Below are 15,359 nucleotides of genomic sequence, written 5' to 3'. Positions count from 1 at the left end.
GGGTGTGCGCGTGAGCGCAGGCGGAATCGCCGGGGCACGCGGCTCCGGTCGCAGACGGGCAATGCCCGGTCTCGTGTGGCGCGATGGCCTGGGGGAGATGGGCATGGGCGAGCGCCGGACGCGTGCTGCGTCCGGTACCGAGGGCCGCAACGACGGCGGGCGGTGCTGTTCGCAGACCTACCGGGGGTGCCGGTGGTGGCGAGTCAGACGCCGGGCCCGCCGCGGATGCGGCGTGATGGTGGTGCGTTGGTGCGGGGGGAAGCGGGCAGCGTAGCCGCCGAAGCTCACAGCACCACCCGGTGTTGGTGGCCTGTGGGAAACTGTTGGCCGTCTGTTGGCCACGACCGCCGCGCCGTGCGGGACGGCGTGCGGAGGTCAGGTGCTCCGCGGGACGATGCCGATGGCGTTGCTGGTTGCGGTCCGGCCGAGCTGGTCGGACACCGTCGTGTACAGATCGAGGGTGGTCGACTGCATCGTGTGGCGCAGCATCGCCTGCACGACCTTCATGTCGGTACCGGCCTCCAACGCCAGCGTCGCCGCCCCGTGCCGCAGGGCGTGCAGGGAGATTGGCGGAAGCCCCGCCTCCCGCGCCATCCGGGAGAACTGGCGGGACAACTTCTGCGGGTGCAGCGGGGCGCCGTCCGCTTCGGTGAACAGCAGTTCACTGTCGTGCCACCCGGTGCCGGCCTCGTGGCGGGCCATGCCGCAGGCGATGTCGTGTGCGGTGAGGATGTCGGTCACCTCGCCCGGGATCGGGACCGTGGCAGCCGAGCCAGCCGTTTTCGGCTGTGACAGCACCGGCGTCCACCCGTCCAGCAGGAGCTGCTGGCGGATGGTGATCGTGTTGGTGCGGCGGCTGACATCCCCGCGCTCCAGCCCGCAGGCTTCCCCGCGGCGCAAGCCGACGAACGCCAGCAGGTACCACAGCGCGTACAGCCGGTCGGCAATCGCGTAGTCGAGGAACCGGCCGGTCTGCTCGGGCGTCCACACCATCACCCGCCCCGGGACTCGCCCGGTGGCTTCCCAGCGTTCGACCCGTTCGTCCGTCCACAGCAGCGCGCGGCTGTCGCTGCCCGACGGCAGATCGAGATGCTCGGCCGGGTTCGAGGCGATCAGATGCTCGGCCACGGCCGAGTTCAACGCCGCGTGCAGGACCCGCATGTGGTGCCGCACCGTGGTCGGCCCGGCCGGCTTCCGGTAGCGCACCAGCGCACGGAGGGCGGGATCGCTGCTGGCGCGCATCGTGTACAGCTGGGCGTTGAACGTGTCGATCTCGTCCAACTCGTCAAGGATGTGCCAGCGCCGCAACCGATCCAGCCGCAGATGCCCCAGATATGGCCGGTGGTAGAGCCGGATCGCAGCCTCGTAGGTGCGGAACGTCGACATCGACAGATTCCCGCGCCGTTTCCGGTCGGCCAACCAGTGATCGAGGAACTCGCCAACCAGCGGATAGTCACCCGGGCCGAGCCCGGACCGGATCCGCCGGCGTACCTCCTCGGTGGTGGGAAGCGGCTGCCGGTCAGCGATCGCCGCCTCCAGAATGTCGCCCACGATCGCCGCGGTCGCCTCATCACCCGGCTCCGGCATCGCCAACAGCGCGCGAACATGATCCAGGTCAGTGTGCGCCGCAGTCTCGTCCGGGTAGCCGCCCCGGCGGCGAGGTCGTCGCTTCCCGGCACGGTCCTTCGGCAGCTCGATGCGAAACGACCAGGTCCCATGCCCAGCCTTCTTCCGCCTCGGGCACAAGCTACCCAGCGCCTCACCGTCAGCGGTACGGCAACGGCACCGGAAGTACACAGATCCAACAGGTGCAGACATGGCGATCTCCTTACAGTGACAGGGAATGCGTGCACAAGCGCGAGCGACAGCGTCTGCGTCCGGCGCGTGTGCTGGGCGGTGCGCAGTCAGATGCTCGCGCCGGCGCAGTAACGTCCGCCAGTCTCGGGCCCGAGTGCTGAGACGATTGGTGAGACAGCCGCCCCTGAAAGAGGTGGCCATGATCATTCCGAGCGGCTGACCGAACTACTTCGACTGGGCGAGCCGCCCGCGCCGGCCACGACACCATCGTCCGGGGGTGGAGAACCCGATGGACGCGGTAACAGCGACGGGCACATCCCGCGGTGGTAGCTGGGGCGGACCCCGGACTCAGCACCTACCGGAAGGTGACGCGGCGGCATCGTCCGCGGCACCGCGAGCCGGAACACGCGACGGTCCCTACCTCTTGGCGCAGCGACGTAGGCGCTTCGCCCGCCTGCGCCTGCAGCGGACGTGCAGCTGTCGAGTCACGCAGGCTCGAACCCGCAGTGTCATCGAGCTGACAGCAGCGCGATCGGTGCCGCCCACCGCCCTCGGCGCCGGGATGATGGGCAGCGGGTGTATTCAACATGTCGTTTTGGTCGTGGTGGTGTCGACGGAACCGAGCTCGCCTTCTACCTTGCCTGCCAGGGCGCCGAGCGAGCCGAAGGCAAGGGGTCGGCCGCAGCCCGTGCCACACCGAAGACCGATCCACCCCAAGATCGGCAAAACATGGCCGACCGCCGGGTTCCCACTGGGTCGCATCGGATTAGGCTGGAAGGGAATCCGGAGGGCGGGGGGCTCCATGGTGGCCAGGCGGCGCCAACGCTTGCAGTCCCTCTTGGCCGCTGACCGCGACGCTTCGTCGGGCTCGGCGGTGGGGCTGGTGTGCGCGCGGTGCGTGTCGGAGGTTTCAGTCTCGGGGGCCGGCGCGACTGTGTTGTCCCGTCTGGTCCACAACGAAGACGGCGATGCTCATCCGAGTCGCGGACTCGTGCACGCGACGAACGAGACGAGCGCGGCGTTGGAGGATCTGCAGCTGACCGTCGGCGAGGGGCCGTGCCTGGACACGTTCGAGTCCGGCGGGCCGGTGTTGGTGGCCGATCTGGCATCGGCGGAGTCGCGGTGGCCGGCGTTCACCCCCGCCGCAGTCGCTCTCGGGGCAGCGGCGGTGTTCTCGTTCCCGCTGCAGATCGGGGTCGTGCGGTTGGGGTCGCTGGATCTGTACCGGGACGCGCCTGGGCCTTTGACCCGCACGCAGCTGGCGGACGCGTTGATTCTGACGGATCTGGCCACCGAGCAGATCGTGCAGGAACTCGACGGGCACGCGATCGCGGATCTGAGTTGGTTGGCCGATCCGCACGCCGAGGTACACCAGGCGGCGGGCATGATCCAGGTGCAGTTGGGCTCGACGACCGACGTGGCGCTCATGCGGCTGCGGGGATACGCCTACACCCACGACCTGCCCATCACCGAGGTTGCGCGCCGAGTGGTCCGACGCACCCTGCGCTTCCAACCCGAATCGGAAACATCATGACGCGCGGTGAGGAAAGGTCGTCTGCGATGAGTAAGACCCGGGACCAACGCCTAGCGACCGCGTTCGTGTCGTTGGCCGACACCCTGGTCGCCGACTTCGACGTTGTCGACTTCCTCGGCACGCTCACCGAGCGCGCGGTCGAGCTGTTGGAAGTGGACGCCGCCGGGGTGATCCTGACCGACCAGCGCGGCGGATGGCGCCCGGCAGCCGCCTCCTCCGAGCACTCCGGCCTGGTGGAGGTGTTCGCCGCGCAGACCCGGCAGGGCCCCTGCCTGGACTGCGTACACAGCGGCCGGGTGATCGCCAGCCCGGACCTGTCCGCCGACACCGGCCGGTGGCCGGAGTTCGCCGGACTCGCCGTCGACGCGGGGTTCCGTTCCGCGAGCGCCGTGCCCATGCGGCTACGCGACGACATCATCGGTGCGCTGACACTGTTGAGGGCGCAGCCAGGCGACATCGACGAGGCCAGCGTCGAGCTCGGTCAGGCGTTGGCCGATGTGGCGACGATCGGGATCCTGCAACAGCGTGCGGTGTCCCGCGAGGAGATCGTGTCGGAGCAACTCCAGGCGACCCTGCACCGCCGTACCGTCATCGAGCAGGCCAAGGGCGTCCTCGCCGAACACGGCAACCTCAACATGCACGAGGCGTACACGCTGCTCCGCCGCTACGCGCGTGGCAGCGGACGGCGAATGTCCGATGTGGCACACGACCTCGCCAACCAGGCCCTCGACCCTGACGAACTGTTCGGCCGCCACGGCAACAGTCGCAGCGGGCAACCGCCCTCCAGCAAGGAAGCCAGCGGATGACACGCTTGCGAGACAACGCCGACGAAACAGCCCTCGACCGTGCACACCGGACCTTCCGCGCCTTCGTCGCGTTGGCGGACACACTCGTGGCCGACTTCGACATCGCGACCTTCCTGACCATGCTCACCGCGCACGCGACCGACCTGTTGAACGTCGACGGAGCCGCCGTCATCCTGCGCGACCAGCGCGGCGAGCTTCAGGTTGCCGCGGCCTCCGATCGGCACACCAGACTTCTCGAACAGTTCGCGGTCCAGACCGGTGACGGGCCCTGCATCGACTGCATCACCACCGCCGAACCCGTGATCTGCACGAACCTGGATGCCGAGCGCGCACGTTGGCCACGGTTCGCCGCGGCGGCCAACGAGTGCGGGTTCCACGCTGCCCACGCGCTCCCGATGCGGCTCCGCGACCACATCGTCGGAGTCCTGACCCTCCTCAACGTTGAGCCGGACAAGGCGGATACCGACGCCGCGCAGCTCGGACAAGCGCTCGCCGACGTGGCCACGATCGGCATCCTCCAACACCGCACGATCGATCACGGCGTTCTTGTCTCCGATCAACTCCAGACCGCGCTCACCAGCCGCATCGTGATCGAGCAAGCCAAGGGCGTCCTCGCCGAGCGCGGCGCTATGTCCATGGACGACGCCTTCGCCGCACTGCGCGGGTACGCCCGCGCCCACCACCACAGCCTCACCGCCCTCGCCCGCGACGTCGTTGACGGTACTGCCGACATTTCCGCCGAGTGATCAGCAGCGGGGATCACGGCGTTGTTCCCCACGCCTGGGGCCGCCGCGATGAGCGGCGCCGCACCAACCGACATGGCGTCCCCTACCACTCCACAACGAGCGGCCAAGGACCCTCCTCTGGTGGACTGACTCGGCGGTGATGCGGAACTGTCCGAACCGCGTCACCGCATCGCACGTCGCCCGCAGCCCTCACCACGCCCCGCGTCCGCCGGTCACACCGCCTCTGCGCCGGCCGTCCATTGCAGTCTTCATGGCCAAGCCAACAGGCTCGCCCTGGCTCCGACCAGGTCTGCCAGGTCTATGGTTGGTACCTGGAGAGCTGGGCATCCCGGCTTCCGGTGCAGGTCGCCTCAGTGGAGACTGAGTGTCCCAGACCACGACACGCGGCCCCAGCCAGTCCGGCAACAAGGCTCGCCGTTTCACCGTTGCGAGGGGAATGTCGTGGGGTCACTGCTGCGCTTGGCGTTTGCGCCCCTCCGGGGTGTGGGCGAAGTGGACGGGGCTTGGTGGCCGCGGTCGCGTAACTTGGACGGCGGGCTCCGGGAGCTGTTCCCGCCGCTGCAACGCCGCTTCGGGCTGATCGAATGGCTGCGGTTGTCCTGGGCCGACTGGGACTCTCACCCGGATCACACCTGGAACGAGGTGCCCATCGGGTGGAACAGGCAGATGCTCGCCAATGTGCTGGTCGCCCACTGCCGGCACGGGACGGCAGTGTTCCTTCTGGTGATCCCGAGCGAGGCGGATGCACAGCTTGGGCGTCGAGCGCTGGGGTTGGCGGCCGACCCGCGGTGGGCGCCCCGTAGTGCGAGCGAGATCCTCGCCAGATCCGAGGGCAGGCGATGACTGGAAACCATGCACCGTGCGCTGAGGACCTGTGCCAGGGTGCGTACGCGTCGTTCTCGGTCGCCGTCAGCCAGGCTCGGTGCCTGGGCTGGGGTCGATAGCCCCCGCTGCCACCGACAGCGCGGTCCGGTGAAGCGGACGAGACGGCCGCGTTGGCTCTGACGAGCGGGGACCGGTGCGGTGTCGTCTCACATGGAGGTGCCTACGGTGTTGAGGTGTTTGAGAACGATGGCGTAGGACCGGACGGGCCCGGGTTCGGTGTAGCTGAGGTGGTGTTCAGCGCAGAAGCTGCGCACGAGTGCGCGGTCGTACCACGGCCCGGCCGGTCCGGTAGCAGTCCAGACAGCGGCCATCCCGCTTTTCCAGCTGGAACAGCCCCAGCAATCGCACCGGCTCGGCCGAACTCGCGGCCACCTGTAGCGCCCCGTCGGGATCGGCCAGCAGGATCCCCGCCGCCGACATGTCGACAGTTCGACGGAACGGCACGCGAGAGTGTGCAGCAGGTCGACGACATCGAAGTCGTAGACGAGTGTGTCGGCAAGCTCGACGAACGTCGCTGCGACCCGCTGCTCCCGCGCCACGCTCATGTGCCCTCCGCAATCCGCCTTCACGTGCGCGAGCCATCAACGGGTTGACCTGGATCGTCTGGCGACGATCCGCGCCACGCGTCCCCATCCGCCGTGCACCGACGAACGTATGGTTCGGGTGAGCGACTCCTGGCGCAATTCCCGGAGCCCAACGCTGCCAAGCGGTCGCCCCCACCACTCAGCAACCCTCTCGCCGCGTCGGCAGAAACCGGTGACCACCTGACCGTTGCTGTCGGGGATCCGTTGCCCGGAAACTGGAACGACTGCCGGGCGTTGACCGACTCCGGTGTCGACCAGCAGCGCCAGCCAGGGCGCGGCGGTCATGGCCGATGGCGGCTACCAGGGCAACCCGGCGGTGATCATGTCTCTACGGCAACCCGCGTGAGGGCGAACCGCCGCTGCCGCAGCGGAAACAGGACCTCCACACCACCCACCGCAGAGTCGGGGCCCGGGTCGAGCACACTGTCGCGCACGTGAAGTCCTGGAAGATCCTGCGTGACTGCCGGCGCACACAGCAGGCTTTGGTGCGCCGCCGCCGGCGTGGCGTTGATGCGTACTCTCACGATGGTCGTTTGAGTAGCACGGGCCGCCACGAGATCCTTCCGTACAACCCACCAAGATCATCACAGGACAGCCTTTTGGCGCCCGTCCTTTCGAGTCAGCGCCAGTGCTCGATTCGCCATCGAAGGTCGTCTTGGGCGGCGGCAATGGCAACAGTACGCCGCCGGGCCCATTCCCGCCGCCGGCCGTTCGTGGCCAGCCACCACCTGAAGCGTCGGACCACGAACGTCTCGTCGAGGCGTGGGACATCGGCGCTGATCGGGAATCGCCGCATTTGCGGCCCCCTCTGTGAAGATCGGCCGTCCGCCTTACGGTACTGCCGATGCAGCACGCGACAGACAACCCTGAGATCGGTGACGACTTCGTGGAACCGATCGTGGCAGCCGATGAGTCCTCCGCCGGTCGGACACCCCTGACGCTACCCGGATACCCGCGGCTTGAGTCCGAGAAAGGCGTCGAACAGACGCCTGGACTTTGCCAGGGACGGACGGTGAGACTCCACCACCCGTCACCCCCTCGCCCCGGACCTCGGCAGCCCGTCAATGATGAGGTTCTGGTTGAGGGTGGTCGCTGCCGTGGATGGCGGGCATCCGCTACCCAGGCGCTGCAGGGGTGGGCTGGACCGTCGAGTGTTCCGCTCGGAGCCCGCCCGGCCTGCGGCGCCTTCGGAACCTTCGTCATCCGGCGCGGTCTGGTCGCTGGTGCCACGGAGCTGCTGGGCAGCGGAGCGGACATGTGCCAGGCCAGATCGGCGTATGCCCGCGGATTCAGCGGCGCGCTGCCCGCGCGTTGGCGTCTGCGGGAACTGGCGCTTCTGAGGTGGCCGGGCGGTGTGCGAGTGGCGCGGTGTCCTCGTTGTTCTCGTCGGGGTCGCCGTCGTCGAGGAGCCGCCAGGTCACATCGCCGGGGTGGCGGTCTTCGGTGGTGCGTGTCATGTGGGTACCTGCGTTTCTTGTGTCTGCGTTCGGGGCTGGCTGCCTCGGACGGATGTGCCACCTCCCCGGGCCATCGCGGCTCGGCCGGGCCCATAGGGCGTGTCGGGCGGGAGGACGAGAAGGGTGATGAGCAGGAAGGTGCGCTCGTCCGGCGCGCACGCGATGCGGGTGATGTGTGGGTCGAGGGTTCCGGACCAGGTGATACGGACGGGTTGGCCGGCGATCTCGGTACGGGTGGGGACGTGGGTCCAGGCCGACAGGTTCACCGTGATCCGACGCACCTTGAGCTCGTGCCCGGTGTCGTTGAGCCAGGCGGTGAGGCCGGCGACGAGGGCGGGGAGCTCGGCTGTCAGGTTGGTCGTGTAGGGCCACCAGATGCCGGCTGGTGCACCGCGGGCGGCGGGGAAGGGATCCATGCGTAGGCGCAGCGAGCCGCCGACGGTTGGCGGCGCTGCGATCTCAGGTCGGCGATACAGGTTCGGGGGCGGTGCGGACGGTGAGCGGGTGGCCATGTGTGGTATTCCTGACTGGGCCCTGGTCGGCCATGGTTGGTAGTTCGCCCAAGGCGACGCCGGCGGTGGCGCCCAGGCATGGCGGTCGACGCACAACAAACCCTCGGTAGCAAAGACTCTACTCTTGGCCGGGCCCGGTTGACCGGGCGCCGCGGCCCGGATTCGGGCTCGTGCCGGTGGATGCGGGGCGAAGCGCGGCGCCGGCGAGCGCCGCCCGGAGGCTGGGCACAAGCGGTATCCCGTCGTGGGCGCGCCGGCAGGAGGTTTCGCTGACGTTCCCTGCTCGGGAGGGGGCCGAAGGTCGATGCGGCAATCTCCACCCCGCGGGCAGCTCACCCGTGGCGCCGTGGCAAGGCCGAGCGGAGGCGCCGTCGGTGGCCAGCGGTGTGCGAATACTCAGCGCGGCGGCTCCGCGCGCCGCGCGGCATCAGGCTGTCTCGGCCGCGAAGACAGACTCGAACACGCGCATCCCGGTGTCGCTGCCCAGCCCGGCCCACCGGGCCCGTACCGAGGGACTGGGCGCGGCCCAACGGATCTGATGTCCGGTGCGTTCTGCCACGTGCGCGACGAGCGCTAGTACGCCCGCGGCGCGGCGGTCGAGTGCCGACACGTCGGCGAGATCCACCACCAGCACAGGACAATCAAGCATGTGGCCGAACAGTCCGGTCCGCAGGTGATCGGCAGCGCCGGTGTCCAGCGCGCCGCTGAGCGCCACCCGCGCCTGGGGAGACCCGGGGCGCACGGTGAGAGAAAAAGTCACGGCCTCACAGGCTTTCACGACGACAGAAAAGGGGCGGGGGGTGAGGTCATCCGACAAGGATCTCCATGAAACCCCGCCGCGCCACGGTGGCCGCGGGTTGCCAGAGGTTCCAGGCTAGCTCGCTGCCGTGGCACCAACCTGTGGCCGACGGCCCTGCGGTGCCCGGAATCTCGCGCGCCCTGCGCTGCGCACCGGCGGGCGAACTGCGCCGGTACCGGCGGCCCGGGACTGCTCGCCACCAATGGACCGCCGTTGTGCCCCATCGACGCGGCGGATCCCTGCCGGAGCGTGGATGCCGGAGGATCGAGCGACCTGCACCGACGTCTAAGGGATGCGGATGCTTCCGCCGTCGGTCTCCCATTCGGTGTGTTGGCGGATGTCGGGTCGGGTCCAGGCGCGGTCCGGTGTGGTGCGGGTTGCGGGGAGCGGTGTGAGTTCGGCGAGGATCTCGGTGCCTCGCAACGTGTTGCGGCCGTCCGTAGCCTTGGACATCGCGGCGAGAGCGGACTCGTGTGGGGTGTCCGGTGGGATGACGAGCAGGTCGAAGCGGTCGCTGTTGGGGCAGGAGGCGCTGATGATGTGGGCGTCGATGCTGCCGAACCAGGCGACGACGACGCGTCGGCCGGCGAACATGATGCGGGTCGGCACGCTGTCCCAGATGGTCAGGCTAACGGCGATGCGGCTGATGTGTTGACTGTGGCCGGGATGCGGGCTGTCGAGCCAGGAATCGAGTCCGGTGATGAGGGCGGGCAGCTCGGTGGTGAGGTCGGTGCTATACGGCCACCAGGCGCCGTCGAGGATGCCGTGCCGGGTGTTGGTGCGGTCCATCCGGAGGCGAAGCCCGCCGCGGGTGACGGGATCGGTGGTACCGGAGACGATCGGCGATGGATTGGTCGGGGTGCTGGCGGTGATAGCCATGTCGGCCCCCTGACCCGGCCCCTGGCCTGGGGCCGGTCGAGTGGTTCGCCTAGGGCGACGCCGGCGATGGCACCACTCGCGTGGCGGTCGACGTTCAAGGAGTCCTCGGTGTGCTCGAGTCTACGCCTGTTGGCCCTCCGTGACGGTGTGCGGGCGGCGTGGGTTCGGGGTGGTGGCCGATGGTGGTGGCGGTTCAACCCCGAACCGCCCGATCCGGAGGTTCGCCGGCTCCTGATGCGGCGACAAGCCCGGCAAGCTGGCAGACGTGTCGACGACGCCGATGGCGCCCACCACCGGGCCCGGCGAGGAACCGTCGTCTACAACGAGGAGCACGCGTTTCGCCTGCACGCCACCGACAACCGGGACCGGACGGCGTCCCCGGTCCGCCGGCAAGGATGGGACGCCGGGCTGGATCGGCTGGGCGCCGCCGTTTGCGTCGCATCCGGCACGGGAGCATAGTGGCGGCAACCCCGCCGTAGCCCGGACCCCGCTACCGGGCGGCATCGGCGAGGGAGACACGACCGGACGGTTCGGGGGAGCTGGTCGTGTCCGTTGGGGGATTGTCCGCTGCCGCTGTGGGCCCAGCTGCGGCGGGGCCCCTGGCCGTCGGCGTGAGTCTGTCACGCCGCGTAGATCGCCTCCGGCGTGAACGGCGGGAATGGCCAGTTTCGTTCACGAGCGGGTACCGTGGAAAGCGAAGTTCATCGGTGACGCCCAAGACCCCGGCGTGCAGACAACATCCGGAGGTGGGCATGATCCCGATACATCCCGGTGAGGCGGCGGCCGCAGGCAGCACGTACGCCGAGCTCTCACGCCGGATCGCCTCCGCCGGACTGATGGCACGCCGACCGGGTTACTACACCGCGAAGGTCACTGCGACCGTTGCCGCGCTGCTCGCCGGATGGGCGGCGTTCCTGCTGTTGGGAAACACCTGGTGGCAGATGCTCGTCGCCGCGTTCCTTGGGCTGGCGTTCACCCAGGTGGCGTTCGTCGGGCACGACGCCGGGCACCGGCAGATCTTCCGCACCCGCCGCGCCGCCTATGTGGCGGGCCTGCTGCTGGGTAACCTCGGGATCGGCCTGAGCTACGGCTGGTGGGTCGACAAGCACAACCGGCACCACGCACACCCCAACGATCTCGACACCGACCCCGACATCAAGGCCGGTGCGCTGGTGTACACCAGCGGGCAGGCCCGGCTCCGGCGCGGCGTCAGCCGATGGTTGAGCCGCATCCAGGCGTACCTGTTCTTCCCGATGCTGCTGCTGGAAGGGCTCAACCTGCACCTGTCCAGCGGCCGGGCGCTGACCGGCCGGACAGTACGCTCCCGGCGGGTACGGGCGCTGGAGGCGGCGCTGTTCCTCGCACATGTTGCCGGGTATCTCACCGTCGTGTTCCTCGTGCTGTCGCCGATCCACGCCATCGTGTTCGTGGTGGTGCACCAGGCGGTGTTCGGCCTGTACATGGGCATGTCGTTCGCGCCCAACCACAAGGGGATGCCGGTTCCGACCGGCGCCGACCAGCGTGACTACCTGCGCCGCCAGGTCCTGACCTCTCGCAACATCCGAGGCGGACGCTTCGTCGACTTCGCCCTCGGCGGACTCAACTACCAGATCGAGCACCACCTGTTTCCCAGCATGCCCAGGCCCAACCTGCACCACGCCCGCGCACTGGTACGCAGCTTCTGCACTGAACACGACGTCAGCTACACCGAAACCGGCCCCGTCCGGTCCTACGCCATCGTTCTCAAACACCTCAACACCGTAGGCACCTCCATGTGAGACGACACCGCGCCGGTCCCCGCTCGTCAGAGCCAACGCGGCCGTCTCGTCCGCTCACCGGACCGCGCTGTCGGTGGCAGCGGGAGGCTATCGACCCCAGCCCAGGCACCGAGCCTGGCTAACGGCGACCGAGAACGACGCGTACGCACCCTGGCAGAGGTCCTCAGCGCACTGTGCATGGGTCTTAATCGGGCGCTGCAGAGCACTCACGCGCAGCTGGGACGAGGGGCATCGATAGAGGTGGCGGTGGGGATCCCGGTCTGCCGATCCAAGGCTGGTCGGGCGGGACAAGCGCGGATTGTCCATGCCCGCCGGCGAGGCCGCGGCCTTTGAGGTGGTCGATGCAGGCGTTGATGGCGTCTCTGCCCGCGGCAATCAATGCGTGCGCGTCGCAGGCCCGGCCCCCTGCGGCCAGTAGCTGCCAGTACTCCGACTCGATCCCAGTCTGCACTTGCGTCCGCGTCTGCCCATCAAACACCCCAGAGATGATCCCGAAGTGTTGCGACGAGATCTTGAACCCGAGGAACCACAGGGCGTCAGTTCTGAAGGAGCGTTGACAGCGGTTTCGGGTCGCGGGAGGAGCGTGTTGCCACGGCAGTGTGCTGCGCGTGGTTATGACGGTACTGAGTGGCCCCACCAGGACGAAGATCTGTGGCTCCACCCCGGGCTGCCGGCTCGTGGCGCGGGACGGCCATAACGGGACCCACTGAGTATCGAACGTCGTCGATGGGCCGTGTGTACTCGTGAACGGGCCGGCTCGCGCTCCCGTGCCAGGCGCGGCGCCGGCTCTGCGCCCACGACTACCGCGTGCCGTGTGCTGCGAGCGTGCGCGAGCACCGGCTGCCGGTCGACGGGCGTTCAACGCGATGCCAGCCGGCCCGCCGGGCGACGCCCTGCTCTCGATCGCACTCGATGCCTTCCGTCGTCGGAAGACCGTTGGTGGGGCCCAATATCTCCGTCACACGCATCGACTGGCATCGCTCCGGATGGGGCCGCGTTCGGCCGCCTCGGTGGAGCCAAGTACGGCCGTCATAGCCATGCGCGGCGCGCTCCAGCGCGAAGCGGGCCCGGGCGAGCGCGTCGAGTGCCCGCTGCAGCCTAGCCATCGCCGCGCGGAGCTGATCGCTGACATTCCCAACGCTACCGCCCACCTCCCGTCTGGAGGCTGCCCGATCGGACCTCCGGTGCGCTACCCCGTAGCGTTCGACCTGCGAGGTGAGGCAGCGGGCCGACAGCTGAGGTGGTGCAAGAGCGGGTGATGGCTGGTTCTGTCAGAAGCAGGCTGCGGCGCGCCCCTTGACGATTCGGGTGACCGGTGCGGCGGAACATTTGGCCCGCCTCGTAGACCGGCTCTGGCCGAACCTGCGTCACTGCCGGCGGCGATTTGTCCTGCGGGCGCGTCGTGCTCGATCGGAGTCGGAGGGCCGCGCTGGAGGCAGAGTCGTCGAGGCGGCGAGATCGGCGGGGTCGATGCCGAGTAGGCGGGCGAGGCCGGCGGTGGGGACGCGGTAGACGCCGCCCACGGTGATCACCGGACAGGGAAAGTCGCCGTCTTGGGCGAGGCGATAGGCGGCAGTGCGGCCGATGCCCAGCGCACGGGCGGCGGTGATCAGGTCGACGACGGTGGGGCTTGTGAGGATGTCGGAGATGGTCATCGGTTTGCGCCGGGTCATGGGGTGCTCCTGTCGTGATGGTGTTGCTGGTGGGTGGTGAGGAACTGGTGGTGGTAGTCGGGGTTGAGGTCGATGCCGAGGTAGCGGCGGCCGGCGGCGAGGGCGGCGTGGCCGGTGGTGCCGGCGCCGGAGAACGGGTCGCACACCACCTCGCCGGGTCGGGTGGCGGCGGCGATGATCCGGTCGCACAGCTCGCGGGAGGCTTCGGCCGGGTGCCCGCTGCGGCTGGGCCGGATCGGGATGCGCCACACGTCGCCAGCCGATTCCGGCCCGGCGAGAGTACGTAGCGCGTCGCGGTCGAAGGTGTAGTGGCGGTCGCGGGTGAGCAGGAAAAGGGTTTCGTGCCGGTTGTGGAGCCGGTCGGCGGCGCTGGTGGGGGTGGCGTTGGGCCGGTGCCAGATGATCGCGTTGCGCAGGATCCACCCGTCGTCGGCGAGGGCGAGCGCCGTACGCCAGGGGACGCCGGCGAGGGACTTGTAGGTGTGGCGGCTGCCGGGAGGCCGGTGGGTGCCGTACCTCTGGTGCCGGATGCTCGGCTGGTGGCTGCGGCGGGTGTGGTGGCCGGGGGCGATGTAGTTGCCCCAGGAGCCGCCGTAGGTGTCGCCGAGGTTCAGCCAGCACGTTCCGCCGGGCGCGAGTACTCGGGCGGCTTCGGCGAACACGCTGCGCAGCTGGTGGATGTAGTCGTCGATGGTGGGCTCGTGTCCGTACTCGCCGGGCCCGGCCTGGTAGTGCCGGAGCCCCCAGTACGGGGGTGAGGTCACGACTGCCTGGACGTGCGCGTCGGGGAGTGCGGCGAGGATCTGGCGGGCGTCGCCGACGTAGAGGGTGGTGTCGTTGTCGTGGTGGTAGGGGGCCGGCGCGGCGCCGTGGGGGTGGCGGCGCCGCGCCGGCTGGGGGGTGGGTGTGTGGCTCATCCGGCGTCCCGCGGGGCGCCGGCCATGGCGATCAGCACGTAGACGAGCCGGCCGGCGGTGGGCAGGTCGGTGCCGATGACGGTGTCGATGCCGCCGTGGCTGGGGTAGTAGATGAACCGGTCGGGCAGGTCGTCGGTGTCGTCGTGGACGGCGAGGATGCCGTGTAGCGGTTCCAGCCCGGCTTCGACCGCGGCCTGGGTGGCGGCGGGGAACACGACCCTTCCCGAGGGTCGCCGGCCCGTGCGGGGGGTGGGCGCGGCCAGCAGCAGGCAGCCGCCGGCGGCGAGGTGCGCCGCGGCGGGCCGGATCAGCTCAGCCCACCAGCGCACGACGGCCTCGCCGGCGGTCTCGGCGTCGGCGGACAGGGCGGGCACGGTAACGATCACCATCTGGCCCTGCGGCGTTGCAGCGCTGGCGTCGTGGTCGGGTTCGTGGTCGGAGGTGGTGGCGGGGAGGGTCTGGTAGCGGCGGCCGAGGTCAGCGGCGGCGGCGGCGAACACGGGGTCGTGGCCGGTGTCGAGGATCAGGTCGCGGCGGCGGGTGTAGATGGCCAGCAGTCGGGTGGCGAGCGGGTAGGACAGCTCGGCCGGCTCTGGCCCGTCCGGGCGCTGCGCGGTGCGGGTGGTGCGCCACAGGGCGACGGCCGGGCCGCGCTCGGCAGCGGTGGCCGAGGTGGTGTCGTGGTGGTGGGTGGTTCGAGTCATGGCGGTGTGGCTCCCACGCCGCCAGGTGCGCCTCACATCTATAAATAGCCGCCCGGCCGGGGGTCAGATCACCGCCCTGTGAGGAACTGTTGGTGCGAGTTTCCAACAGACGACCAACACGGCCGCTGCGGGTTGCGGCGAGTGCCTGATCGCGTCTGGTTGTCCGACTCTTGCTCGGCGACCGGCGCCGTCGCGGAGGCGCTCACAGGCGACCAACACGGCCTGCCGCCGCCACCGTGTCCGGTTCGGGGGCGGGCGCTCGGCCGGTGTGCGTGGCGGTTGTTGGCC

The 15,359-nt window shown here is 69.5% G+C and carries 14 protein-coding genes; 5 read left to right on the top strand and 9 right to left on the bottom strand.

Features of this window, described 5'->3' with window-relative positions; genetic code table 11:
* Positions 1-375 precede the first annotated feature (375 nt).
* On the bottom strand, positions 376-1,587 hold the full coding sequence (locus Aru02nite_RS05590) for a tyrosine-type recombinase/integrase (protein ID WP_239076424.1): 1,212 nt from the start codon (positions 1,585-1,587) through the stop codon (positions 376-378).
* A 1,048-nt stretch (positions 1,588-2,635) separates the two neighbouring features.
* On the opposite strand from Aru02nite_RS05590, the gene Aru02nite_RS05585 reads away from it, so the two are divergent.
* The 4 genes from Aru02nite_RS05585 to Aru02nite_RS36470 all read left to right on the top strand — a co-directional run bounded on the left by Aru02nite_RS05585 (position 2,636) and on the right by Aru02nite_RS36470 (position 5,726).
* The gene (locus tag Aru02nite_RS05585; RefSeq protein WP_203655455.1) at positions 2,636-3,331 is read left to right on the top strand and encodes a GAF and ANTAR domain-containing protein; all 696 of its coding nucleotides are present in this window, start codon (positions 2,636-2,638) and stop codon (positions 3,329-3,331) included.
* 26 nt (positions 3,332-3,357) lie between these two features.
* On the top strand, positions 3,358-4,137 hold the full coding sequence (locus tag Aru02nite_RS05580) for a GAF and ANTAR domain-containing protein (RefSeq protein WP_203655453.1): 780 nt from the start codon (positions 3,358-3,360) through the stop codon (positions 4,135-4,137).
* On the top strand, positions 4,134-4,883 hold the full coding sequence (locus tag Aru02nite_RS05575; RefSeq protein ID WP_203655451.1) for a GAF and ANTAR domain-containing protein: 750 nt from the start codon (positions 4,134-4,136) through the stop codon (positions 4,881-4,883). The genes Aru02nite_RS05580 and Aru02nite_RS05575 overlap by 4 nt, the downstream gene beginning before the upstream one ends.
* Positions 4,884-5,183: 300 nt before the next feature.
* The gene (locus Aru02nite_RS36470) at positions 5,184-5,726 is read left to right on the top strand and encodes a DUF5994 family protein (RefSeq protein ID WP_239076420.1); all 543 of its coding nucleotides are present in this window, start codon (positions 5,184-5,186) and stop codon (positions 5,724-5,726) included.
* 188 nt (positions 5,727-5,914) lie between these two features.
* Here Aru02nite_RS36470 and Aru02nite_RS05565 read toward each other — a convergent pair whose 3' ends face one another.
* The 5 genes from Aru02nite_RS05565 to Aru02nite_RS05545 all read right to left on the bottom strand — a co-directional run bounded on the left by Aru02nite_RS05565 (position 5,915) and on the right by Aru02nite_RS05545 (position 9,999).
* Positions 5,915-6,313 carry a hypothetical protein gene (locus Aru02nite_RS05565; RefSeq protein WP_203655447.1) on the bottom strand — a complete coding sequence of 133 codons (399 nt, stop codon included), beginning with the start codon at positions 6,311-6,313 and terminating at the stop codon, positions 5,915-5,917.
* A gap of 1,328 nt (positions 6,314-7,641) precedes the next feature.
* Positions 7,642-7,809 carry a hypothetical protein gene (locus Aru02nite_RS05560; protein WP_203655446.1) on the bottom strand — a complete coding sequence of 56 codons (168 nt, stop codon included), beginning with the start codon at positions 7,807-7,809 and terminating at the stop codon, positions 7,642-7,644.
* A complete protein-coding gene (locus tag Aru02nite_RS05555) occupies positions 7,806-8,321 on the bottom strand; it encodes a DUF5994 family protein (protein ID WP_203655445.1) in 516 nt (171 codons plus the stop codon). The genes Aru02nite_RS05560 and Aru02nite_RS05555 overlap by 4 nt, the downstream gene beginning before the upstream one ends.
* 427 nt (positions 8,322-8,748) lie before the next feature.
* Complete coding sequence (locus tag Aru02nite_RS05550; RefSeq protein WP_203655444.1) at positions 8,749-9,138, bottom strand: STAS domain-containing protein; 390 nt, start codon at positions 9,136-9,138, stop codon at positions 8,749-8,751.
* Between the two features lie 267 nt (positions 9,139-9,405).
* A complete protein-coding gene (locus Aru02nite_RS05545) occupies positions 9,406-9,999 on the bottom strand; it encodes a DUF5994 family protein (protein ID WP_203655443.1) in 594 nt (197 codons plus the stop codon).
* Positions 10,000-10,751: 752 nt separating this feature from the next.
* On the opposite strand from Aru02nite_RS05545, the gene Aru02nite_RS05540 reads away from it, so the two are divergent.
* On the top strand, positions 10,752-11,777 hold the full coding sequence (locus tag Aru02nite_RS05540; protein WP_203655460.1) for a fatty acid desaturase family protein: 1,026 nt from the start codon (positions 10,752-10,754) through the stop codon (positions 11,775-11,777).
* A gap of 1,367 nt (positions 11,778-13,144) precedes the next feature.
* Here the strand turns inward: Aru02nite_RS05540 and Aru02nite_RS05535 are convergent.
* Genes Aru02nite_RS05535 through Aru02nite_RS05525 form a run of 3 tightly spaced genes read right to left on the bottom strand, consistent with a single transcriptional unit; the run spans position 13,145 to position 15,071 of the window.
* Positions 13,145-13,450, bottom strand: coding sequence for a helix-turn-helix transcriptional regulator (locus Aru02nite_RS05535; RefSeq protein ID WP_203655442.1), 306 nt, complete (start codon positions 13,448-13,450; stop codon positions 13,145-13,147).
* The gene (locus Aru02nite_RS05530) at positions 13,447-14,367 is read right to left on the bottom strand and encodes a DNA-methyltransferase (RefSeq protein ID WP_203655441.1); all 921 of its coding nucleotides are present in this window, start codon (positions 14,365-14,367) and stop codon (positions 13,447-13,449) included. The genes Aru02nite_RS05535 and Aru02nite_RS05530 overlap by 4 nt, the downstream gene beginning before the upstream one ends.
* On the bottom strand, positions 14,364-15,071 hold the full coding sequence (locus tag Aru02nite_RS05525) for a hypothetical protein (protein ID WP_203655440.1): 708 nt from the start codon (positions 15,069-15,071) through the stop codon (positions 14,364-14,366). Before Aru02nite_RS05525 ends, Aru02nite_RS05530 begins: the two co-directional genes overlap by 4 nt.
* Between the last annotated feature and the right edge of the window lie 288 nt (positions 15,072-15,359).

The sequence above is a fragment of the Actinocatenispora rupis genome, from assembly GCF_016861975.1.
GTDB classification, from domain to species: domain Bacteria; phylum Actinomycetota; class Actinomycetes; order Mycobacteriales; family Micromonosporaceae; genus Actinocatenispora; species Actinocatenispora rupis.
Note: the sequence above shows the minus strand (reverse complement) of the source record. Positions and strands in the feature narration are given on the sequence as shown.